Annotated in this window: 19 protein-coding genes and 1 other RNA gene; 10 read left to right on the forward strand and 10 right to left on the reverse strand. The window is 60.6% G+C overall.

Annotation, left to right across the window (positions count from 1 at the left end):
* Positions 1-2 precede the first annotated feature (2 nt).
* Positions 3-1,355, reverse strand: a complete 1,353-nt coding sequence (locus tag ACWTV1_RS01805) for an RNA polymerase sigma factor (protein ID WP_498503878.1) — start codon at positions 1,353-1,355, stop codon at positions 3-5.
* 218 nt (positions 1,356-1,573) lie between these two features.
* On the reverse strand, positions 1,574-2,509 hold the full coding sequence (locus ACWTV1_RS01810) for a proteasome assembly chaperone family protein (RefSeq protein WP_498476589.1): 936 nt from the start codon (positions 2,507-2,509) through the stop codon (positions 1,574-1,576).
* A gap of 100 nt (positions 2,510-2,609) precedes the next feature.
* Between ACWTV1_RS01810 and ACWTV1_RS01815 the strand changes: the two genes are divergently transcribed.
* The 3 genes from ACWTV1_RS01815 (at position 2,610) to sucB (ending at position 7,163) form a co-directional block, all read left to right on the forward strand.
* Entirely contained in the window at positions 2,610-4,097 is a 1,488-nt protein-coding gene (locus ACWTV1_RS01815) for a leucyl aminopeptidase (RefSeq protein WP_498503879.1), read from the forward strand.
* 99 nt (positions 4,098-4,196) lie between these two features.
* A complete protein-coding gene (lpdA, locus tag ACWTV1_RS01820) occupies positions 4,197-5,570 on the forward strand; it encodes a dihydrolipoyl dehydrogenase (RefSeq protein ID WP_498503880.1) in 1,374 nt (457 codons plus the stop codon).
* 60 nt (positions 5,571-5,630) lie between these two features.
* Entirely contained in the window at positions 5,631-7,163 is a 1,533-nt protein-coding gene (gene sucB / locus ACWTV1_RS01825) for a 2-oxoglutarate dehydrogenase, E2 component, dihydrolipoamide succinyltransferase (protein WP_498503881.1), read from the forward strand.
* An 11-nt stretch (positions 7,164-7,174) separates the two neighbouring features.
* On the opposite strand, the gene ACWTV1_RS01830 is transcribed toward sucB, so the two are convergent.
* A complete protein-coding gene (locus tag ACWTV1_RS01830; RefSeq protein WP_498503882.1) occupies positions 7,175-8,680 on the reverse strand; it encodes a protein kinase family protein in 1,506 nt (501 codons plus the stop codon).
* A 178-nt stretch (positions 8,681-8,858) separates the two neighbouring features.
* On the opposite strand from ACWTV1_RS01830, the gene ACWTV1_RS01835 reads away from it, so the two are divergent.
* On the forward strand, positions 8,859-9,575 hold the full coding sequence (locus ACWTV1_RS01835) for a DUF4191 domain-containing protein (RefSeq protein ID WP_498503883.1): 717 nt from the start codon (positions 8,859-8,861) through the stop codon (positions 9,573-9,575).
* An 83-nt stretch (positions 9,576-9,658) separates the two neighbouring features.
* Here ACWTV1_RS01835 and ACWTV1_RS01840 read toward each other — a convergent pair whose 3' ends face one another.
* Entirely contained in the window at positions 9,659-10,063 is a 405-nt protein-coding gene (locus ACWTV1_RS01840) for an RDD family protein (RefSeq protein ID WP_100388869.1), read from the reverse strand.
* Positions 10,064-10,200: 137 nt separating this feature from the next.
* On the opposite strand from ACWTV1_RS01840, the gene glnA reads away from it, so the two are divergent.
* Entirely contained in the window at positions 10,201-11,637 is a 1,437-nt protein-coding gene (gene glnA, locus ACWTV1_RS01845; RefSeq protein WP_498503884.1) for a type I glutamate--ammonia ligase, read from the forward strand.
* Between the two features lie 152 nt (positions 11,638-11,789).
* Here glnA and ACWTV1_RS01850 read toward each other — a convergent pair whose 3' ends face one another.
* Positions 11,790-14,723, reverse strand: coding sequence for a bifunctional [glutamine synthetase] adenylyltransferase/[glutamine synthetase]-adenylyl-L-tyrosine phosphorylase (locus ACWTV1_RS01850; protein WP_498503885.1), 2,934 nt, complete (start codon positions 14,721-14,723; stop codon positions 11,790-11,792).
* 18 nt (positions 14,724-14,741) lie between these two features.
* Positions 14,742-16,079 carry a glutamine synthetase family protein gene (locus tag ACWTV1_RS01855; RefSeq protein WP_498503886.1) on the reverse strand — a complete coding sequence of 446 codons (1,338 nt, stop codon included), beginning with the start codon at positions 16,077-16,079 and terminating at the stop codon, positions 14,742-14,744.
* Positions 16,080-16,230: 151 nt separating this feature from the next.
* Here ACWTV1_RS01855 and panB point away from each other — a divergent pair, with 151 nt between their 5' ends.
* The gene (gene panB / locus ACWTV1_RS01860) at positions 16,231-17,061 is read left to right on the forward strand and encodes a 3-methyl-2-oxobutanoate hydroxymethyltransferase (RefSeq protein ID WP_498503887.1); all 831 of its coding nucleotides are present in this window, start codon (positions 16,231-16,233) and stop codon (positions 17,059-17,061) included.
* A 46-nt stretch (positions 17,062-17,107) separates the two neighbouring features.
* Positions 17,108-18,457 carry an NADP-specific glutamate dehydrogenase gene (gene gdhA, locus ACWTV1_RS01865; protein ID WP_498503888.1) on the forward strand — a complete coding sequence of 450 codons (1,350 nt, stop codon included), beginning with the start codon at positions 17,108-17,110 and terminating at the stop codon, positions 18,455-18,457.
* Between the two features lie 56 nt (positions 18,458-18,513).
* Here gdhA and ACWTV1_RS01870 read toward each other — a convergent pair whose 3' ends face one another.
* Entirely contained in the window at positions 18,514-18,681 is a 168-nt protein-coding gene (locus ACWTV1_RS01870) for a methionine aminopeptidase (RefSeq protein ID WP_341619839.1), read from the reverse strand.
* Between the two features lie 49 nt (positions 18,682-18,730).
* Between ACWTV1_RS01870 and map the strand changes: the two genes are divergently transcribed.
* From map to ACWTV1_RS01885, 3 genes are read left to right on the forward strand one after another with little or no spacing between them, the layout of a single operon-like run.
* Positions 18,731-19,597 carry a type I methionyl aminopeptidase gene (map, locus tag ACWTV1_RS01875; RefSeq protein WP_341619838.1) on the forward strand — a complete coding sequence of 289 codons (867 nt, stop codon included), beginning with the start codon at positions 18,731-18,733 and terminating at the stop codon, positions 19,595-19,597.
* Between the two features lie 53 nt (positions 19,598-19,650).
* Complete coding sequence (ppgK, locus tag ACWTV1_RS01880) at positions 19,651-20,397, forward strand: polyphosphate--glucose phosphotransferase (protein WP_498503889.1); 747 nt, start codon at positions 19,651-19,653, stop codon at positions 20,395-20,397.
* A gap of 2 nt (positions 20,398-20,399) precedes the next feature.
* A complete protein-coding gene (locus ACWTV1_RS01885) occupies positions 20,400-21,110 on the forward strand; it encodes a VIT1/CCC1 transporter family protein (RefSeq protein ID WP_498503890.1) in 711 nt (236 codons plus the stop codon).
* A gap of 76 nt (positions 21,111-21,186) precedes the next feature.
* Here ACWTV1_RS01885 and rnpB read toward each other — a convergent pair.
* The 3 genes from rnpB to ACWTV1_RS01900 all read right to left on the reverse strand — a co-directional run bounded on the left by rnpB (position 21,187) and on the right by ACWTV1_RS01900 (position 23,180).
* Positions 21,187-21,558, reverse strand: an RNA gene (rnpB, locus tag ACWTV1_RS01890) — RNase P RNA component class A.
* A 32-nt stretch (positions 21,559-21,590) separates the two neighbouring features.
* The gene (locus tag ACWTV1_RS01895; RefSeq protein ID WP_498503891.1) at positions 21,591-22,331 is read right to left on the reverse strand and encodes a zinc ribbon domain-containing protein; all 741 of its coding nucleotides are present in this window, start codon (positions 22,329-22,331) and stop codon (positions 21,591-21,593) included.
* Positions 22,332-22,361: 30 nt separating this feature from the next.
* Positions 22,362-23,180, reverse strand: a complete 819-nt coding sequence (locus ACWTV1_RS01900) for a Nif3-like dinuclear metal center hexameric protein (protein ID WP_100388857.1) — start codon at positions 23,178-23,180, stop codon at positions 22,362-22,364.
* Between the last annotated feature and the right edge of the window lie 9 nt (positions 23,181-23,189).

The raw sequence follows: 23,189 nt of genomic DNA on the forward strand, positions 1-23,189 counted from the left end.
GCCTATTCGAGGTAGTCGCGCAGTGACTGCGAGCGTGACGGGTGGCGCAGTTTGGCCATCGTCTTTGACTCGATCTGACGGATGCGTTCACGCGTTACGCCGAACGTGTCACCGATCTGATCGAGAGTTTTCGGCATTCCATCGCCCAGGCCGAAGCGCATGCGGATGACGCCGGCTTCGCGCTCGGAGAGGGAATCGAGAAGGCTTTCCAGCTGCTTCTGCAGCATGGTGAATCCAACGGCATCGGCAGGTACAACAGCCTCGGTGTCCTCAATGAGGTCACCGAACTCGCTGTCACCGTCTTCACCTAGCGGCGTGTGGAGCGAAATAGGCTCGCGACCATACTTCTGAACTTCAACAACCTTCTCGGGCGTCATATCCAGTTCGCGCGAGAGCTCTTCTGGAGTGGGCTCGCGGCCCAAGTCTTGAAGCATCTGGCGCTGAACGCGTGCGAGCTTGTTGATGACTTCAACCATGTGCACGGGGATACGAATTGTGCGAGCCTGGTCGGCCATTGCGCGGGTGATCGCTTGGCGAATCCACCACGTGGCGTAGGTCGAGAACTTGAAGCCCTTGGTGTAGTCGAACTTCTCGACCGCACGAATGAGACCCAGGTTTCCCTCTTGAATGAGGTCCAAGAACTGCATTCCGCGACCGGTGTAGCGCTTTGCAAGCGACACCACCAGTCGAAGGTTGGCGCCGAGCAAGTGACTCTTAGCGCGCTGGCCGTCCTTGGCTACCCACTGAAGTTCGCGACCGAGGGTCGAACGAACTTCGCCGGGTGCCATCTGAGAAAGCTTGTCTTCTGCAAAGAGTCCAGCTTCGATACGCATGGCCAGCTCAACTTCTTGAGCAGCGTTGAGCAGCGCAACCTTACCGATTTGCTTCAGGTAGTCCTTGACGGGGTCTGCCGTGGCACCGGTAATTGCGGCCGAGTACACGGGAACGTCGTCTTCGTCGTCAACCAACGAGAGGACGAGGGCACCGGTGGGCAGCGCCTCATCTTTACCCTTCGACTTCTCTTCTTGATCGTCTTCGGGCTTCGCTTCTTCGCCGTCAGCCTCGACGATGTCGTCCGCTTCGGCGGCAGCCTTCTTGCCACGCGTTGCAGGCTTCTTCGCGGCCGGCTTTTTCGCAGCGGGCTTCTTGGCGGCAGACGCAGCGGCAGTCGACTTCGTTGTCGTTGCCTTCTTGGTCGCAGTCTTCTTAGTCGTGCTCTCGGCGCCTTCAGCGTCAGTCGCTACTTCTTCAACTGCGTCGGCAGCTTTAGTGCGCGTTCCAGTCTTCGTGGCCGCCTTTGCGGGGGCCTTCTTTGGTGCGGATGCAGTCTCCGCAGTCTTAGTTCGGGTCGCCATGTGAACACCTTTCCGAGGTTTTCGGGCAGTACTAAGACCCATGTCAAGTCTCTGACTGCTCCACCGCACGGCAAAACAGAACCAGAATCAAGACCGGGTCTTACTCCTATTATGCCACGCTTTTCTGATGCTCTGCACCAATGCTCACAGGCGACGAAGCCTGCACGCGATGGCGGTAGTGAGAACCTGTCATCTGCACTACGTTGCGGGCCCGCTATCTACAACGGAGGCTGGGAAGCGCTGTCGTCATCGCCGGCGCGACGAATAGCAAGAAACTTCTGCAACTCGGCAGCAATCTCGTCTGCCGACGGCAGTTCGCCGTCTTCATCCGTAAGAGGCGAACGCATGGGGTTCTCCTCCATGTAGTTGTCGTGGCGCTCTTCAAGAGTTCCGACGAGCTTCGCCAACTCTTGATTGCTTTCCACTTGGCCATCGATCTTGGCCACGAATTCTCGACCTTCCTCCCGGAGGCGGTCTGTGGGGAAGATGAGACCAGTCGCAGCGCTCACGCTCTCGAGTGCAGTGACAGCCGCAGTCGGCCATTCCGTGTCTGCCAGGTAGTGCGGAATCAACAGCACGAACCCGGCGGTCGGATGCCCGAGCTCCTGCAATCGGAACTCAATCAAGTGCATCGCATTGGCCGGCACTTGGGTGTGAGGCTTCCACACCGACATCGAGTCGATGAGTTCCGAGCGGTTTCCGCTCACCGTGACACCGATGCTCCGCGTGTGAGGAACGGGCATGGGGATGGCATGAACCCACGTCGTGGATTTCACATCAAGCTTCGAAATCAATCGCAATACCGCTGCGGAGAAGCGTTCCCACTGAAAGTCGGGCTCGTATCCGGTCAACAGCAGGAAGGGTTGTCCCAACTCGTCTTTGGCCAAGTACAACTCGAGTTTCGCCGGCCGGTAGTCGCTCAAGTGATCTTGATCGAAGTAAATAGTCGGGCGCCGCGCGCGGTAGTCAAGGAGTGCATCGTTATCGAACGAGGCAACGACCGTGCGCTCGAGAGTATCGAGCAGGTACTGACTGAACTGGCTGACAGCACCACCGGCATCCGCGAAGCCAGTCAGACCGGCTACAAGGGGCAAGCCGCGCGGCACACCAGCAACATCGGTCGCGATGTCGTATAAGCCGGCTGGATCTCGCATGCTTCCACTCTAATCGCGGGCACGACAGCATCCTCTTCAAACGCCTCACAACGTCATGCTCCTAGCGAACATGCAGACGGATGCTGGCTATCATGAGGATATGACCGTTGCTACGTTGCACTTGTCCACCTCGTCCGCCTCTGAACTGGAATCCGATGTTCTCGTTATCGGGGTGGTGAAGACAGACTCTGGACCCAAGCTCGTGGACGCGTCACCAGAGCTTTCATCGTTTGAGCAGTCGCTCAGCGTCATTGGCGCCACTGGGGCCGCTGATGAGCTCTACCGCATTCCTGCTACCGGCATCGCTGCACCCGCAGTCGCTTTTATCGGACTCGGTGACACCTCCCCCTCTGCTGAGAGCCTGCGCTATGCGGCCGGTTCCGCCGCACGTCAGTTGCGCGGCGCCGCGCACATCGCCCTAGCTCTCGGTGCGGAGTCGGCTGAAGACACACTCGCCATACTCGAAGGAGCAGCCATCGGCGCCTATTCCTACGATGCATACCGTTCCACTCCCCCGGAGGCCGCGAAGAGCCAGGCGAGCAGCATCACTGTTCTCAGCCCGGTGTCGGATGCCGCTCTCATCGAGCGCGCCAGCATCATCGCCCACGCGACGCATGTGACACGCGACCTTGTCAATGAAGCTCCTCGCGAGCTTTACCCCGCTACCTTCGCAGATCGCGCCAGCGAGCTCGCGGCACTCGATAACGTCGAAGTTGAAGTGTTTGCTGAGAAGGAACTTGAGGAAGGCGGCTTCGGCGGCATCCTGGGAGTTGGCCAGGGGTCGACTCGAGGACCGCGCCTCGTCAAGATCAGCTACACGCCGTCTGACGCCGCCAAGCACCTTGCGCTCGTCGGCAAGGGAATCACTTTCGATTCAGGCGGGCTCTCGCTCAAGCCGGGGCTTTCGATGATCGGCATGAAGTTCGACATGAGTGGCGCTGCATCCGTGATGGCCGTTGTAGAGGCCTGCGCGAAGCTCGGCACCAACGTGCGCCTCACAGCGTGGCTCTGCCTGGCCGAGAACATGCCGTCGGGAAGTGCCATTCGCCCCAATGACGTGTTGACCATTCGCGGTGGAAAGACCGTCGAAGTGCTGAACACTGACGCCGAAGGGCGACTGGTCATGGCCGACGGGCTCGTGGCGGCTAGCGAAGAGAACCCGGATGCCATCGTCGATATCGCCACGCTCACCGGTGCTGCGGTCGTTGCCCTCGGTAACCGCTACGCCGGAGCCATGGGCGACAAGGCCCTGGTAAACCAAGTCGTCGCTGTCGCAGATCGCGTCGGCGAACCTTTCTGGCCAATGCCGATCAGCCCCGAGCTGCGTCCCCTGCTCGCTTCAGACATCGCCGACATCGCGAACATCAAGCCGGGTAACACTGCCGGCGGCATGCTCATCGCCGCCGCCTTCCTTAAAGACTTCGTGGGAAAGCGTGCTGATAGCACCGAGACGATCCCGTGGGCGCACATCGACATCGCCGGTCCATCAGACAACCGCGGTGGCGGCTGGGGTTACGTCGGCAAGGGAGCAACCGGAATCGGTGTTCGAACACTCATTGAACTGGCCGAGGAATTTTCCCGTCCGTAGTAAGGTTTTTTAAACGCGGATTCTTTCCGCACCATCCGGTCGCACGGATTACAGACGATGCGTTCCGGCGAACAAATTCCTTACAGAGGAGCTGCTGTATTGGCTGAGCACAATTTTGACCTTGTCGTTCTTGGTGGAGGAAGTGGTGGCTACGCAGCAGCGTTGCGCGCCGCCGAACTCGGTATGACTGTTGGCTTGATCGAGAAGAACAAGCTCGGAGGCACCTGCCTGCACGTTGGTTGCATCCCCACGAAGGCGCTCCTGCACTCAGCAGAAGTAGCTGATGTCACCCGTGATGCCGCCAAGTACGGCGTCACCACCACCCTTGACGGAATCGACATCGCCGGCGTCACCAAGTACCGCCAAGACATCGTCGCAAGCAAGTACAAGGGCCTTCAGGGCCTCGTGAAGATGCGCGGCATCACCGTGATCGAGGGCGAAGGCAAGCTTGTTGCCCCGAACACCGTTCAGGTTGGCGAAGACACTGTCGTGGGCAAGAACGTGATCCTGGCAACGGGCTCGTACTCACGAAGCCTCCCCGGTCTCGAAATCGGCGGCCGCGTGATCACCTCGGAGCAGGCGCTCGAGCTCGACTTCGTTCCCAAGAAGGTCGCCGTTCTCGGTGGCGGCGTCATCGGCGTGGAGTTCTCCAGCGTATGGAAGAGCTGGGGTGCCGACGTCACGATTATCGAAGGTCTTCCCAACCTCGTCCCGAACGAAGACGAGTCGGTCAGCAAGCAGTTCGAGCGCGCGTTCCGACGCCGTGGCATCAACTTCCACACCGGCGTTCGTTTCAAGAGCGTTGAGCAGAACGATGACGGTGTCGTCGTAACCCTCGAAAACGGCGAGACCGTTGAAGCAGAGCTTCTGCTCGTCGCTGTCGGCCGTGGCCCGTCTACTGCAGGTCTCGGCTTCGAGGAGGTCGGCATCGAGATGGACCGTGGCTTCGTTCTCACGAACGAGCGACTCGCAACCAACGTTCCCGGCGTCTACGCCGTGGGAGACATCGTTCCCGGACTCCAGCTCGCGCACCGCGGTTTCCAGCAGGGAATCTTTGTTGTCGAAGAGATCGCCGGCCTCAAGCCGATCGTGATCAACGACCTCAACATCCCTAAGGTTACGTACAGCGACCCCGAGGTTGCATCGATCGGCCTAACGGAAGCTAAGGCTATCGAGGCGCACGGCGCTGAAAACGTGAAGGCGTACGACTACAACCTGGGCGGCAACGGCAAGAGCGCCATCATCGGCACCGCTGGTTCGATCAAGGTTGTTCGCGTTGTCGACGGCCCCGTTATCGGAGTTCACATGATCGGAGCTCGCGTTGGCGAACTGATCGGTGAAGCACAGCTCATCGTCAACTGGGAGGCACACCCCGAAGACATCACGCCGCTGCTTCACGCACACCCCACCCAAAATGAAGCCCTCGGCGAGGCATTCCTCGCTCTGGCGGGCAAGCCGCTTCACGCGGTCTAGGCTCCGCCTCAACCACGGAACTAAGCTATTGATGACAAGCATCACAAAGGAGCAGTACTGATGAGCGAATCCGTTAACCTTCCGGCACTCGGCGAGAGTGTCACCGAGGGCACGGTGACCCGCTGGCTGAAGCAAGTCGGCGAGCGTGTAGAGGTTGACGAGCCCCTGCTCGAGGTCTCGACTGACAAGGTCGATACGGAGATTCCTTCTCCCGTCGCCGGTGTCATCGAAGAGATCTTGGTTGCCGAAGACGAAACAGTTGAAGTGGGCACCGCGCTCGTAAAGATCGGCGACGGTTCGGGTGGCGGAGACGCTTCCGCAGAAGAAGCTCCCGTTGAAGAAGCCGCACCCGCCTCTGAAGCGGCACCGGCTGAAGAAGCGGCATCTGCTACTGAAGCGCCGACGGAGCAGGCTGCGCCTGCAGCTGAGGCTCCAGCAGCGGAAGCTCCGGCGACTGAAACTCCTGCAGCCGAGGCATCCGCAGCTGAGGCGGCACCCGCTGCCGAGCCCGCTGCTCCTGCCGCGACTGAGCAAGCTCCTGCGGTAGCCCCTGAGGCTCCTTCCGAAGACGCCACTCCTGCCGCGGAGGAAGCGCCGGCCGCTGCCCCCGAGGCAGAAGCACCCGCCGCTCCCGCTGAAGAAACTGCACCTGCAGCAACTGACTCGGACGACAGCGACGATTCGCAGGCTGGATACCTCACTCCTCTCGTGCGCAAGCTCGCGAACGAGCGCGGTGTCGACCTGAGCACGATCACTGGAACGGGCGTTGGCGGCCGCATCCGCAAGCAGGATGTTCTTGCTGCAAGCGAGCAGGCCACGAGTTCGGCACCGGAAGCTGCAGCACCCGCTGCCGCATCGGCACCGCTCGAAGTTTCGCCATTGCGCGGAACCACTGTTCCGATGTCGCGTCTGCGCAAGGTCATTGCCGAGCGCGCAGTGCTCTCGATGCAGTCATCGGCACAGCTCACGTCCGTCGTCGAAGTTGATGTCACCGCTGTTGCGAACTTCCGCACCAAGGTGAAAGATGACTTCCTCGCCAAGACCGGCACGAAGCTTTCGTTCCTGCCGTTCTTTGCTTTGGCTGCAGCGGAGGCGCTCACCGCGCACCCGATCATCAACGCAACAATCGAGGACAACTCGATCGTGTACCCGGCGCAGGAAAACATCAGCATTGCTGTTGACACTGAACGTGGATTGCTCACGCCAGTCATCCGCGACGCTGCCTCGCTTGACATCGCAGGCCTTGCTGGCGAGATCGCTGACCTTGCAGCTCGCACCCGCGATAACAAGCTCACTCCTGATGAGCTCTCGGGCGGAACGTTCACGCTGACCAACACCGGTTCACGCGGTGCGCTGTTTGACACTCCCGTGGTGTTCTTGCCCCAGTCGGCAATTCTCGGAACCGGAATTGTCACCAAGAAACCCGTCGTAATCAGCGACGCCAATGGTGACTCGATCGCGATCCGTTCGATGGTCTACCTCGCACTGAGCTACGACCACCGCATCGTTGACGGCGCGGATGCCGCAGGCTTCCTCGTCGATATGAAGAAGCGCCTCGAGGGGGGCGACTTCGCCGACAAGCTCGGAATCTAAGTCACCCCGCATCATCGAGGGAGCGTATAGCTCCTGATTCGCCAACCGGCCTCGCCCTTCACCAGAAGGAGCGAGGCCGGTTTGCTTTCGTCCCCCGGCGATTCGAACTCGAAGAGCACGCTGTCGCCCAAACGCTGCACCTCGACGGCACGAGCCGCGTCGAAAAGCACGTCAGAGGAGAGTTCTGCCCCCGCGAGCACCTCACTGATTAGGGCGGAGTCCGCTGCGAATGCTGGCGATTCACTACGGGACACCGCGCCGAGACACTCCACTGAGAGATCCCGAAGACAATCTGCGCGAGTCGCCAAGATAGTGGGGAGCGCCTCGAGCGGATCCTCGGCTAGTCCCCCGGCACCACTCGCCGACCCGATCTCCGGGGCAGCGGCAGACTCTCCATCGCTGCTCGGTTCCGCGCCGGCAGCCGACACATCCGGGGTATCGCTTCCGCTATCGCGGGCGGAGAGTGCGTTGGAGGCTTCTGCGCTGGCATCCGCGCCCGCATCCGCATCATCGGTGAGCAGCATAGCCGCAGCCAGCCCGAGCGCGAGAGCTCCCGCTGCGGCGATGACCCACGTTCGCTTTCGCACCGGTGCGCACCATTTTCGCGCCCCACCGACCACGCCGTCGAAGAGTCCGTGGATACGGTGAGCCGTCTCGCCAACGCTGCGCTGAATAACGGGCGGCAGCGCAAATACAGTGACCCATTCAGACTTCGCACCGTCGGGCAGCGGCGTCACAAGTGCGCTGCGGTCGAATAGGACCGGCTCAGAGTGAGCAGGTGGGGATTCGCGCTCCAGATCGAGCCGCACGGGTTCGGGCGCCCCCAGCTCAAAAAGCTTACGTTCCCAATCATGCTCCCACACGGACGAGGCACTCTGTTCGATGTCGCTCAGCCACTCCGTTAGCGCTGCGGCACGTCGCTCAATTTCTCGGTCCGCTCTAATCGCCGCAAGTACTCCACAAGCGAGGGTGGCGAAGTGCAGGCGGTCCCCTTGGAATGCGGAGTCCCATTGCAAGTCCTTTGGCGTGGGAGAGGTCTCCCTCGACTGCGCATGTTCCCACTCGGCGAAGAACGGTCGTCCTGCCGCATCGAAATGGATGCTATCTGGCGTGATCACGCCCAGCACGACACCGGCCCGATGAACCCGCCCCAGAGCAGCGCTCAGTGGTGCCAGAATCGTGATCGCCTCGCCTGGCCGCAATGCCTCCCGCTCCCGCAAGAGGCGACGAAGTGTTCCTCCGCTCTGCCACGACGACACGATCACTGGTGAACCATCGGGAGCCGCCGCGATGTCTTCAACCAGACAGACGGACTCCCCCTGCGCTCGGACGCCGCACTCAATCTCCGAGAGTATGCGCGACACCGCGGCGCCAGCCTCAAAGCGCTTAACGGTCTTCAACTCGGCAAGCGCTTCTTCGCCCGCGTGGGCGCTCGCACGGACCAAGATCGTCTGAGACTCAGCGTTCTCTTTCAGCGACCGAATCGTGCGATAGCCCGCAATAGTGTTCTCATTCACCCGCTCAGCTTCACGTGTTGGTGAGTCGCGATGTAGTTCGCGCACGAACATGGGGATCACGGTGAGGGTGCCAAAAAACTGGAGGACTAGAGCACTCGATGCTCGGCTTACCGCGGGCGGAACAAAATCTATGCGCTCTACGAATTCATAGAACCGCTGCAGGCCTTATCCTAGAACCATGGCACGCAGCGAAAAGACCCCCAAGGCTCAAAAAGAACCCGGTCGCATCAAGCAGATGTACCAGGTTTTCCAGATGACGCGACGGTACGACAACCTCGCGATTTGGTTCTTCCTGTTGGCCTTCCTGCTGCCGATTCTTATCGGTCTCGCCTTGGCTTTCCTTCTATCGTCAGAGAATGTTCTCGGCTTCGTGCTCTACATCGTGGCCGGCGTGATGGCAGGTCTCCTCGCCTTCCTCATCGTCCTGGGCCGTCGCGCCGAACGCGCTGCTTACTCTCAAATCGCAGGTCAGCCGGGTGCTGTAGGCGCTGTCTTGAAGAGCTCTCTTCGCCGCGGGTGGACCGCAAGCGAAATGCCCGTAGCGATTAGTCCCAAGACTCAGGATGCTGTCTACCGCGCGGTCGGCAAGGGCGGCATTGCGCTGATCGGCGAGGGCCCCCGCAGCCGCACCCAGAAGATGCTCGAAGATGAACGTCGCAAGATGAACCGCTTCCTACCCAACGTTCCCGTGCACTTCATCTACGTCGGCCCCGACGCCGACTCGGTAGCACTGCACAAGCTCGCTCCGACACTCGGTCGACTCAAGAACGTACTGCGCAAGCCAGAGATTCTCGCCATCACCAACCGGCTGACATCACTCGATAAGAACGGCCTTCCGATTCCCAAGGGAATTGACCCGATGAAGGCTCGCGCTCAGCGTTCGCAGCGCGCCTAAGGTTTTCGTGACCGAAGCCGACATGCCCCAGGGTGTGTCGGTTTCGTGCGTTAACCGCCGTGACTTCCGTGCCGGTAGCGCGACTAGCGACGTACCAAGAGCGTGCCAGCGAGACGATCGTGCATACCGCGCTGGTCGACATCCCAGATCACTGCAGGAATGACCAGTGCCATCAGAATCGTGCGAACGAGAGGACGCCAGACACCCAGCATGCCGCCGGTCACCGGCACGACTCGCATTCCGGTAATCAGATGACCGAAGCTTCCATTGGCCGTAATCAGCAACACGACTTGGGCCGCCACGAAGATGCCGAGCGTAGCAAAAGCGTCGTAGTCGAAGAAGGCGATTGAGACGACAACCGCAAAGCCCCAATCGATAGCGAGGGCTACTAACCGGCGGCCGAAGCGACCTATTGATCTCGGGCCTTCCGCGGGAAGCCCGATTCTTTTACCTGGCCACTCGTCGGGGGTTGTTGCTTGCTGGTTCACTTCACCAGCCTAACGAACCGTGGGCGCGTAACATGCCGGAAACATTTCTGACGTGACGTCGAAACTCGGGTTCTGTACCCTAAGAGGTGGTTGTAACGACAGCCGATCACCAAATGAACCCCTTGGAGTTCCACTCAATGTCTCATCCGAAGTTTACCAATTCGTCTGAGGTTCTTGCTTTCATCAAGGACACAGACGTCAAGTTCGTCGACATCCGGTTTACCGACTTGCCCGGTATCCAGCAGCACTTCAACATTCCCGCGGCCTCAGTCGACGAAGACTTCTTCGCTGTCGGCCAGCTCTTCGATGGTTCATCGATTCGTGGCTTCCAGTCAATCCACGAGTCGGATCTCCAGCTGATCCCCGACGTCACGACCGCTTACGTTGACCCCTTCCGTGTCGAGCGCACCCTCATCATCATTTTCGACATCTACAACCCGCGCAACGGCGAGATCTACCCTCGCGACCCGCGCCAGGTTGCCAAGAAGGCTGAAAAGTATCTTGCTTCCACCGGGATCGCCGACACCGCGTTCTTCGCCTCCGAAGCCGAGTTCTACATCTTCGACGACGTTCGTTACGAAGTATCCGCCAACAAAAGCTTCTACGAAGTTGATTCCAGCGAGGGCGCTTGGAACAGCGGACGCACTGAACCCGGCGGAAACCTCGCCAACAAGACTCCCATGAAGGGTGGATACTTTCCGGTCTCCCCCGTCGATCAGCACGCCGATATCCGTGACGACATCGTCATGAAGCTCATCGACGTCGGCCTCGAGGTCGAGCGCAGCCACCACGAGGTCGGAACTGCAGGCCAGGGTGAGATCAACTACAAGTTCGACACCCTCGTTCACGCCGGTGACGACATCCTCAAGTTCAAGTACATCGTCAAGAACACTGCTAGCGAATGGGGCAAGACGGCAACGTTCATGCCGAAGCCGATCTTCGGCGACAACGGCTCGGGAATGCACACCCACCAGTCGCTCTGGAGCGACGGCACCCCGTTGTTCTACGACGAGAAGGGCTACGGCGGACTCAGCGACACCGCTCGCTGGTACATCGGTGGACTCCTCAAGCACGCTCCTGCTGTGCTCGCGTTCACGAACCCCACGGTCAACTCGTACCGTCGCCTGATCCCCGGATTCGAAGCTCCCGTAAACCTCGTGTACTCGGCTGGAAACCGTTCGGCTTCCATCCGTATTCCGATCACGGGAACCAACCCCAAGGCCAAGCGCATCGAGTTCCGCGCGCCTGACGCTTCGGGTAACCCTTACCTCGCATTCGCTGCGCAGCTCATGGCTGGCCTCGACGGCATCAAGAACAAGATTGAGCCGCACGAGCCCGTTGACAAGGACCTCTACGAATTGCCTCCCGAGGAAGCCCGCCTGATCCCTCAGGTTCCAGCTTCGCTCGAAGAGGCGCTTGTAGCCCTTGAAGCTGACCACGAGTTCCTCATGGAAGGCAACGTCTTCACGAAGGACCTCATCGAGACGTGGATCGACTACAAGCGTACGAATGAACTGCTTCCGTTCGCACAGCGCCCGCACCCCTACGAGTACGAACTGTACTTCGGCGTCTAAGCGCTAGACACAGCAAGCACACGGGCCGCATCCTTTGGGATGCGGCCCGTGTGCTTTTATCGAACTTAGCGGTGCGAGAACCTGCACCGCATCACATTGAAGTGGTGCGATCTCACGATGCGTATAGGCCCCGCCGGGGATATCGTCTCGGTTTAGGAACGAGGAACGTTTGCGACGCCGTAGAAGCGCCGTTCGAACACTCGGCGCGCACGACGTGTGGCGCGAAGATAGTCCTCTTCTAGTTCGCTGGCGGAGCCCGGCGGATACTCCAACATGCGCGAAATCCCCTCGAGTTGAAGGCGATCGTTGGGGAGAACATCCGACGTTTTAGACGTCCACAGCGTGATGGCAGACCGCGCCCGAGAGGCCAGGATCCATGCTTCACGCAACTGCTGCGCATCGGACGCCGTGACCAGTTTCTCCGCCACAGCAGCATCCAGAGCGTCCAACGTTGAGGTGGTGCGCAGGCCCTCCACGGTGGCGCCGTACTGCAGCTGAAGAAGTTGAACGAACCATTCGACGTCACTCAGCGATCCTCGGCCGAGCTTGAGATGACGTGACGGGTCTGCAGCCTGCGGAAGCCGCTCTGACTCGACGCGGGCCTTAATGCGCTTGACCTCGCGAACATCCTGCGGCGAAATCGCTTTCGGATAGCGCACGCGATTGGCAAGCTCGGTGAAATCGTTGAGCAACGCTTCATCGCCAGCAACGCCGCGCGCACGCAACAGGGCCTGCGCTTCCCAGGTGAGTGACCAGCGTTCGTAGTATGCCTCGTACGACTCGAGAGACCGCACAATGGCGCCGTTCTTTCCTTCAGGACGAAGATCAAGGTCGAGGTCGAGAGGAAGTTTGACGTCTTCGGTTATTCGAGTGAGGCCCTTCGCGAGAGCAGTAGCGCGCTTCGCAGCGTCTTCTGCGGACGCATCGGTCGCCCGATAGACATACATCACGTCAGTGTCGGAGCCGAAACCGGACTCGGCTCCCCCGTAGCGCCCCATTGCGATGATGCCGAACTCGATTCCGTCGGGTTCAGGACGCAAGACCGCGAGCGTTCCCTCGAGAATGGTGGTCGTGATGTCGCTCAACCCACGGCCGAGCTCTTGAATCGAGATCACGCCGACGATGGAGCCAATCGCGAGCCGAAGCACTTCACGACGACGTGCGGTGCGCAGGGCCACCGCCGCTGCATCCTCATGTCCTTTGTGGCGGGCGACGATTGCGCGAGCCTCATCACGGAGGACCGCGAGTGGTCGGGGGCGAAGCTCCTTCTCATGCTCAAGCCACGCAGCGGCCTCTGGAATACGTTCAAACAATCCACCCACATATTTGGATGCCGAGAGCACGTGTGTCAGTCGCTCAGCGGCCCCGGAGGAATCGCGCAGCATTCTCAAGAACCAGTAGGCCTCCCCCAGCGCCTCGCTGAGACGACGGAACGCGAGCAGCCCGTAGTCGGGGTCAGCGCCTTCGGAGAACCACTGCAGCATGACGGGCAGCAACGCGCGTTGAATCGTCGCGCGTCGAGAGACACCCCCGGTGAGCGCCGCAATGTGCGCGAGCGCACCCTTGGGGTCGAGAAAACCAATGGCCGCGAGACGCGCAGCCGCTTGCTCGCTCGACAGCGCCAAGCCTTCTTCGGGCAGTGCTGCCACAGCGGAGAGCAAGGGGCGATAGAAGAGACGCTCGTGCAGCCGGCGCACGGCGATCTTGGTGCGCTGCCACTGTTCGGTGAGGTCAGCCGCGTTCTTGGCGATGCCGGTGGCGCGTGCGAGCACCCGGAGGTCATCCGGGTCGCGCGGCATGAGGTGCGTTCGGCGCAGGCGCGAGAGCTGGATGCGGTGTTCCAGCAACCGGAGGAATCGATAGTCTCGCGCGAATTCACCCGCTTCGGTACGGCCGATGTACCCGTGCTCCGCCAAGGCGATGAGCGCTTGGAGGCTAGAGGTTTGGCGTACTTCTTCGTCGTTTTGTCCGTGCACAAGCTGCAGTAGTTGCACCGTGAACTCGATATCACGCAGGCCGCCGGGGCCGAGTTTGAGCTGCACATCGCGCTCTTGGGGAGGAATGTTCTCGGTGACGCGTTCCCGCATCCGCTGCACTGAGGCGACGAAGTTCTCACGAGAGGCGCTGGACCAGACGAGCGGCGAGACGCCGTCGATATAGCGGCCACCGAGCTCGCGGTCGCCGGCGAGGGGGCGCGCCTTGAGCAGGGCTTGAAACTCCCAGCTCTCTGCCCAGCGATCGTAATAAGCCAGATGAGACTCGAGCGTGCGAACGAGAGCACCGTCTTTGCCCTCGGGGCGAAGGTTGGTGTCGACTTCCCACAGGGCAGGTTCAATCGTGAGGTCTTGGATGCCACGAATTGTCTGCATTGCGAGTGGCGTTGCGATCGTGACAGCACGGTCGGCGCTGATGCCGTCGGGCTCTGTGACGAAAATTACGTCGACATCCGACACGTAATTCAGTTCACGTGCGCCGGCTTTACCCATGCCAATGATGGCGATGCGGGTGGCCGCAACATCCGCTTCGGGAAAGTTAACGGAACGTCGGGCCACCGAGAGAGAAGCTTCAAGGGCTGCTCCCGCAAGGTCGGCGAGGGCCATCGCAACGCGGTCGACGGCCGCAAGCGGATCGTCTTGAGCAAGGTCCCACGCCGTGATCTTGGCCAGCTCACGACGGTACCGAACGCGCAGTGCAACCCAGGCATCCTCCTCGTCAAGTTCACGTGTGACCTCAGTGAGCGACTCGACGTATTCCTCCGGCGAGGATGGAGCTGCGATCGGCGTGCACATCGCATCCAGTTCAGAGGGATGACGAACGAGAAAGTCACCGAGCCCGGAGGATGCTCCAAGCACTTGAACAAGGCGCACAGCGGCTTCATCGTTCTGAAGCAGCGGTACCAACTGCTGAGGCGCCGATTCGGAGAGCTCAAGTAGCAGCCGAAGCGCCTGGTCAGGGTCCGCTGCACGAGAGAACAACGCGGCCGGCACTTCTGGCCGATCGAGCGCCACAAGGCGCTTTCGTGCCTCACTGAGCTCGAGAAAGCCCAGTCTGGCGAGTTCGGTCAGAGTGTAGGTAGGCGTCGACATAACGTGACCGGGGGAGGTCTAGAGGATCTCTAAGCTGCTCTCGAGCTCGTAGGGCGTTACCTGAGCGCGGTATTCCTTCCACTCGCGACGCTTGTTGAGAAGAACGAAGTTGAAGACTTGCTCCCCCAGCGTTTCGGCAACGAGCTCGGAGTTCTCCATGATGCTCAGCGCGTGGTTGAGGTTCGACGGCAACTGCTCGTAACCCAGCGCGCGGCGCTCGTGCTCCGAGAGATCGCCGACGGCATCCTCAGCCTCGAGGGGAAGTTCGTAGCCCTCTTCGATGCCCTTGAGCCCGGCAGCAAGCAGCAACGAGTAAGCAAGGTACGGGTTGGCAGCCGAGTCGAGAGCGCGGTACTCGATACGAGCGCTCTGCCCCTTGCCCGGCTTGTACAACGGCACGCGCACGAGAGCGGAACGGTTGTTGTGGCCCCACGTAACGAAGCTCGGCGCTTCGTCGCCGCCCCAGAGTCGCTTGTACGAGTTCACAAACTGGTTCGTAACGGCGGTGATTTCCGGAGCGTGCTTGAGAACGCCGGCCATGAACTGACGACCGACCTTTGACAGCTGGTAGTGACCGCTCGCGTCATAGAACGCGTTCTGGTCGCCCTCGAAGAGCGACATGTGGGTGTGCATTCCCGAACCAGGCTGACCCGACATCGGCTTCGGCATGAACGTCGCGTAGACACCCTGCTCGATAGCGACCTCTTTGATCACGGTGCGGAACGTCATGATGTTGTCGGCGGTCGTGAGGGCGTCGGCGTAGCGAAGGTCAATCTCGTTCTGGCCGGGGCCCGACTCGTGGTGGCTGAACTCCACCGAGATACCGAGGTCTTCGAGCATCCGCACCGAACGGCGACGGAAGTCGTGAGCTGTTCCCCCGGGAACGTTGTCGAAGAATCCTGCCGAGTCAACGGGCTCGGGGCGACCCTTCTTGAGCTTGCTCGACTTGAGCAGGTAGAACTCAATCTCAGGGTGGGTGTAGAACGTGAAGCCGCGCTCGGCCGCCTTCTCGAGAGTGCGCTTGAGCACGTTACGAGGGTCGGATGCTGCGGGCTGGCCGTCGGGCGTCGAGATGTCGCAAAACATACGTGCAGTGGGATCGATCTCTCCACGCCACGGAAGAATCTGGAAGGTGGTGGGGTCGGGATGCGCGAGCATGTCTGCCTCGTACGCCCGAGTGAAGCCCTCAATGGCCGAACCGTCGAAGCCGAGACCCTCAGCGAAGGCGCCCTCGATCTCTGCCGGCGCAACAGCGACGCTCTTGAGCGTGCCCACGACATCCGTAAACCAGAGGCGTACGAATTTGATGCCGCGTTCTTCAATAGTGCGAAGAACGAAGTCGCGCTGCTTATCCATTGACATTGAGTCCCTCGATCCGTGCCCTGCCGCGAAATTGCGACATCGATTCTGCCGATCTAAGGCTACTTGCTCTGAGGCATCTATGCAGCGCACTCGCCGCCGCGTTAGCCCAATTGAACCCTGCGCCGGAGTCGATAGACTGGCGGCTATGACTGACTCTGCCGCCGCTGAGGCCCAAGCCAAGCTCAAACGAGTTCGCACTCGCCACTTTCAGACGGCGAAAGAGAACGGCATCAAGATTGTTGGTCTCACCAGTTATGACCAGTTGACCGCCGGAATCTTCGACGAGTCGGGAATCGATTTCCTGCTGGTGGGTGACTCTGCCGGCAACAACGTTTATGGCTACGAAACCACCCTTCCGGTGAGCATCGACGACCTCATCCCCCTCACGCGCGCTGTTGCTGGCGCCGTGACGCGCGCATTTGTTGTGGCCGATTTGCCGTTCGGCTCGTACGAAACAGGGCCGGACGAAGCGCTCCACACGGCGTTCCGGTTCATGAAAGAAACCGGCGCCCACGCCGTGAAACTCGAAGGTGGCGTGCGCAGCGCCGAGCAGATCCGACGCATCGTGGATGCCGGTATCCCGCTGATGGCCCACATCGGCTTCACACCGCAGAGCGAACATGGCCTCGGTGGGCACGTCATTCAGGGACGTGGAGACGGCTTCGAGCAGCTTCTCGCCGACGCTCTCGCCGTTCAAGAGGCTGGCGCGTTTGCGGTAGTGCTCGAAATGGTTCCCGCGGATGCCGCAGCCAAGATCACTGAAGCGCTCACGATTCCGACAATCGGTGTCGGCGCCGGCCCCCACGTTGATGGGCAGCTCCTGGTCTGGACAGACTGGGCTGGTCTCACTAAGGGACGCATCCCCAAATTTGTCAAACAGTACGCCGACTTGCGTGCGACACTCGCGGGCGCGGTAGACGAATACCGTGCTGATGTGGCCTCCGGCTCTTACCCGACCGAGGACCACTCTTACTAGGGCAAAACCCTTTTTCTAGATCCACCACTACTTGCGAAAGCGATGAATGACTTCTGCACTTTCCCCTGCCCTCCGCGCTATCTACAACGAAGCCACTCACCGCAATGCTCATGAACCGGTGTTCCACCAAGCGCTTCACGAAGTGCTGGAATCCATCTCACCGGTGCTGAGCAACCACCCCGAATTTGTCGAGGCTGGAATTGTCGAGCGACTGATCGAGCCTGAGCGCCAAATCATGTTCCGGGTGCCCTGGCACGACGACGCGGGTAACGTTCGCGTCAACCGAGGTTTTCGGGTGCAGTTCAACTCGGCGCTCGGCCCGTACAAGGGTGGGCTGCGCTTTCATCCCAGCGTCAACTTAGGCATCGTCAAGTTCCTCGGTTTCGAGCAGATCTTCAAGAACGCCCTGACGGGGCAAGGCATTGGCGGAGCAAAGGGCGGCTCAGATTTTGATCCTCACGGAAAATCGGATGCCGAGGTCATGCGTTTCTGCCAGAGCTTTATGAGCGAGCTCTATCGCCATCTCGGCGAACACACCGACGTTCCCGCTGGCGACATTGGAGTGGGCGCTCGAGAGATCGGATTCCTCTTCGGACAGTATCGTCGGCTCACGAACCGCCACGAATCAGGGATGTTCACGGGCAAGGGCGTTCAGTGGGGCGGCGCCGAAGTTCGCACTGAAGCCACCGGGTACGGCACGGTTTTCTTTGCACAAGAAATGTTGGCGACGCGCCAAGACAGCGTTGAAGGAAAGCGCGCGATTGTCTCGGGCTCCGGAAACGTTGCGATTTACGCGATCGAAAAGCTTCAGCAACTCGGAGCGAAACCCATCACCGCGTCGGACTCCGGCGGGTACATCGTCGACGAGAACGGGCTCGATCTCGAACTGCTCAAGCAGCTGAAAGAGGTCGAACGCGCTCGCATTTCGGAGTACGCGGAGCGGCGCCCGTCGGCGCGATATGTCGCCGGTGGTTCCGTGTGGGATGTACCGGGAGAGTTAGCTTTTCCCTGCGCTACCCAGAATGAGCTCAGCGTGAAGGATGCCGAGACTCTCTTGAAAAACGGCCTCCAGCTCGTCGCCGAAGGCGCGAACATGCCCTGCACTCCGGATGCGGTTGAGACTTTCCAAGCGGCAGACGTGCTGTTCGCCCCCGGCAAGGCCGCCAACGCAGGCGGGGTCGCCACGTCAGCGCTCGAGATGAGTCAGAACGCGGCACGCCAACGTTGGGACTTCACGTCGAGCGAAGACAAGCTTCACGAGATCATGCGCGGCGTTCACGCTTCTGCGTGGGAGGCCGCGGAATTCTACGGCCATCCCGGAGACTACGTTGTCGGCGCGAACGCTGCCGGTTTCAAGCGCGTTGCTGACGCCATGCTCGCGCAAGGGGTCATCTAGGCGCCACGGCGCGCGGCCTGTCGAGGGGCCGGCGCCGGAGCCCGCTGAGGCGAGCTCTAGGCGTCGGATTCCTCCGCTGCCCATTTGCGGGCACGCTCGGCGATGATCTGCGGAGCTCGCTCGGCTTCTGCTCGCGTTTCGAATGGTCCGTCGCGATCAACCGCAAGTGATTGCGGCCCCTCTTCGACTTCACCGGTCTTGTGGTTGTACCACCATTGCTCCATGTGGTTCGTCCTTTCGCTCGCGGTAAGACTACGCCGGTAGACTAGATGAATGCCTCGGGATAATTCTGGTCACCTCGTTCCGGGAGTAATCCCACCTCAACTCGCTGTACCGAAGTCGATAACTCGGCCCGAGTACGTTGGCAAGACGGCGCCGCGCCCCTTCACCGGGTCTGACGTCTACAGTGCCGAAGAAGTTGACCGCATCCGCGCCGCGGGAAAGATTGCCGCCGGTGCAGTCGAAGCGGTGGGTGCCGCTATTCGCCCCGGCATCACGACGGCAGAGCTCGATGTCATCGCTCACGAGTACATGCTCGAGCGCGACGCCTACCCGTCGACGCTGGGGTACCGCGGGTTCCCTAAGTCATGCTGCACGAGTATCAATGAAGTGATCTGTCACGGCATCCCCGATGACACCGTGCTTGAGGATGGCGACATCATCAACATCGATATCACCGCCTACAAAGACAGCATGCACGGCGACCTCAACAAGACATTCCTTGTCGGAGACGTGTCAGAGGATGCCCGCAACCTTGTGGAGCGCACTCAGGAAGCCCTCAACCGCGGCATCAAGGCCGTGGCGCCCGGTCGCCAAGTCAACGTAATCGGCCGCGCGATTGAGTCGTACGCGAAGCGTTTTGGCTATGGCGTGGTTCGAGACTTCACGGGGCACGGGGTTGGCTCAGCTTTCCACTCCGGCCTCATCATTCCGCACTATGACTCCGCGCCGCAGTTCAACGATGTGATCGAGGTCGGAATGGTCTTCACGATCGAACCCATGTTGACGCTCGGCACCCACGAGTGGGATCTGTGGGCTGATGACTGGACTGTCACCACTCGCGACAAGAGCTTGACTGCCCAGTTCGAACACACAATGGTTGTGACTGAACGCGGCACTGAAATTCTGACACTCCCCTAACGACATAGCTCGCACACGACTGACGCATCCCTACGCACGCGAAAGTAGACACTATGACTCAGGCACTAGGAATCGACATCGGCGGCACCGGCATCAAAGGTGCCATCGTTGATACCGATACCGGCAAGCTCGTGAGCGAGCGGATGAAGATCGCAACGCCCAAGTCGGGCAAGCCTAAAGAGATCATCGCCGTCGTTGTCGAGCTGATCGAGAAGCTCGGCGGCCTCCCTGAAGGCATGCCCGTTGGCGTGTGCTTTCCCGCGATCGTTCGCAACGGCAAGACCATGTCTGCCGCCAACATCTCCAAAGAGTGGATTGGGCTGGATGCCGAGAAGCTATTCGAGAAAGCCCTCGGTCGCGACATCCACTTCGTCAACGATGCGGATGCCGCTGGCGTTGCCGAAGTGCGTTACGGCGCCGCCCAGGGTGTTTCGGGGCTCGTCTTACTCACTACGCTGGGCACTGGAATCGGCAGTGCACTGATTTACAACGGAACGCTCGTTCCCAACTCCGAACTCGGGCACCTGCTGATCGGTGGCCGCGACGCAGAAAAGGGCGCCTCGTTTGCAGCGAAGGAACGTCGCCGTCTGAGCTGGAAAGCTTGGGCAAAGCGACTTCAGCGCTATTACACCCACCTTGAATTGCTCTTCTCCCCCGACCTCATCCTGGTGGGCGGCGGTGTTTCTAAGAGTCACGAGAAGTTCTTGCCGCTGCTGAAGCTGAACGCTCCTATCATTCCGGCAAAACTGCGGAACAACGCCGGCATCATGGGCGCCGCAGCCTTAGCCGTGAAGGAATAACGATGAGCTTCCACTCGAACGAGCCCCACTCCGGAGACCTCGCGGGTCGTTTGAACTGGTTGCGCGCGGGAGTTTTGGGCGCGAATGACGGCATCGTGTCGGTCGCAGCGATCGTAGTGGGTGTCGCTGGTGCGACATCCGCGATTGCACCGCTCATCACCGCCGGCGTTGCAGGGCTCGTGGGCGGGGCGATCTCGATGGCCCTCGGCGAGTATGTGAGCGTAAGCAGCCAGAGCGATAGCCAGCGTGCGCTCATTGAGAAGGAGCGCCGCGAGCTCGCGGAGATGCCCGAAGAAGAGTTGGCCGAACTGGCCGCTATCTACGAGGCCAAGGGCATTAGCGCTGCCACCGCTCAGCAGGTAGCTGAAGAGCTCACGCAGCATGATGCGTTGGCGGCACATCTCGAAGCCGAACTCGGCATCACTGAGCACGACGTCGTGAGCGCCTGGCAAGCGGCCGGAGCATCCGCGTTGGCCTTCACTGTCGGCGGTGTTCTACCGCTGGCTGCAATTCTTATCGCTCCCGAACCCATTCGAGTTTTTGCGACGTTTATCGCGGTGCTGACGGCGCTCGTGATCACGGGTGCGCTCTCGGCCCGCGTCGGCGGCAATAGTTGGGTGCGACCAACGCTTCGCATCGTGATTGGCGGCGCACTCGCGCTCATCACCACGTTCTTAATCGGAACCCTGCTCGGCACAAGCGGCGTCGTTTAGACGCGGGCCTCGCTGGTGGGCGCGCTGCACTAAAGCCGGCGCTACGCGGGTGAGTGCGCGGCTGGACTGCGATGAAGGAATGGGCCGGCTAGTACGCCGGGTTCTGTTCACACGAAACCGAAATCTCGTGCTGGACGGTCATCTATCTACGATGTACGTTGCCGCACACCTCTAGCGATCTACCCGAAGACTTGGCGAGCAGCCTTAGCGTCTTCTGTCTGATCTTGCTCCGGACGAGGTTTACCTAGCCGACCGAGTCACCCCGGCCGCTGGTGGTCTCTTACACCACCGTTTCACCCTTACCCCAGACCGAAGTCTGTGGCGGTCTACTTTCTGTTGCACTGTTCTCGCGGGTTACCCCGGGTGGGTGTTACCCACCATCCTGCTCTGCGGAGCCCGGACGTTCCTCGGTATCCATCACGGATAACGCGACCGTCTTGCCGACCCATTCAACGGTCTAGCTTAGCGTTCGGAGAGCGCTCAGAGTCCCGACTCGTTCGTGCGGACAAGGATGCCCTCGCTGCTGGCACACATAATCACGGCGTCGGGAGCAGCGGCACGAATCTCCTGCATCTCGTTCTCGAGCAATTTGACTCCGGATGCCAGCGATACTCCGCCGCGCAACAACGAAGCGCCAACGCCATAACGCTCGCGCTGACGTTCGTAGAGAGCGAGAAGGTCTTCCGGAATGGTGGTCTGCAACGCGGTGCGACCGGTGCGAGTCGTTCCCAGCTCAGCTTCAATCACGGAGAGAGCCTCGTCGCGGCTGGCTTCGAGTTCGGCGAACTGAGCGGTAAGGTTTCCGCCCTGCTCCAGGAGGTTGTCTACGACCTTCTGCTGCGCTTCAAGCTTCTCCATCACGGCGAGCTCAATGTCTTCAAGGTTGCTGAGTCGCGTGCGCAAAGCGGTGAGCTCCTGCTCAAGGGCAGCAACATCCTTGGGCGACGAACTAGCATCGAGGCGTGACGTGTCGCGAGCAATGCGCGCTTCGACAACCTTGACGTCAGACTCGATGCGGCTCATTTCGAGCTCGATGTCTTCCTTGATGCCACGCTCTTCGAGAATCGTCAGCTGAAGCTTGTCGCGGTGCTTCTTGAGCTCCGACAACTGCTCGTGCTCGGGAAGCTTCTTAGCGCGGTGCTCCAACTGGGCAATCTTCGTGTCGAAGGCCTGGAGGTCGAGGAGTAAAGCTTGGTCAGCGGGGCTAGCGGTCAACGCCATAGTCATGCTTCTTTCTGTCTAACGGTGCGCTTACTGCACAACCGCAAAATCCCAAGGGTCAGTGCGCAGTTCGCTCACCGTAATCGTTACGTCTGGCAGCAGCGCACGCAATTCGTCGGCTGCGGCGTCGAGCCACAACCACTCGCTCGCCCAGTGCGACACATCGATCAGTGCCGGACCATTCTGCAGCCGAGCATTCTCCCGAGCCTCAGAGGCCGGATGATGCCGAAGGTCACTCGTGATGTACACATCCGACGCCAACACGGCCGGGTCGTTCAAGTATGCGTCACCCGCTCCCCCGCACAATGCCACCGACTGAACCAGTTGATCGAAATCACCCGCGACACGGATGCCCGTGGCCGTCGGCGGCAGGATCTCACCGATGAGGCGAGCGAGACGACCGAGCGTCATCGCCTCCGGCAGTTGCCCCGTGCGGCCGATGCCACGATCCGGAGTTTCGCCTTCAACGATGGGTGCGATCGACGACAAGCCCAGCTTCGTAGCGAAGCGACCCGATGTTCCGGTTTCCACGACATCCGCATTGGTGTGGGCAGCGAGCAAAGCGCACTCGGCCCGGATCAGCTTGGTGAGCACCGCGCCCTTGTAGCGGTCGCTGGCGACCGACGTTACGCCTCGCAGCAAGAGCGGGTGATGCGTGATGAGCATGTCGGCGCCGTCGGCGATCGCCTCGTCGACGGTGTCGAGAACGGCATCAACAGCGAGCGAAATCGTCGACACCGGAGCATCGAGGTCGCCGGAGACGAGGCCCACGGCATCCCACGCTTCGGCACCAGAAACGGGCCAGAGCTGTTCAGCCGCGGCGATTACGTGAGCGACAGTAGTAGACACGCTTTCAGT

This window comes from Salinibacterium sp. VpJ6 (assembly GCF_059767345.1).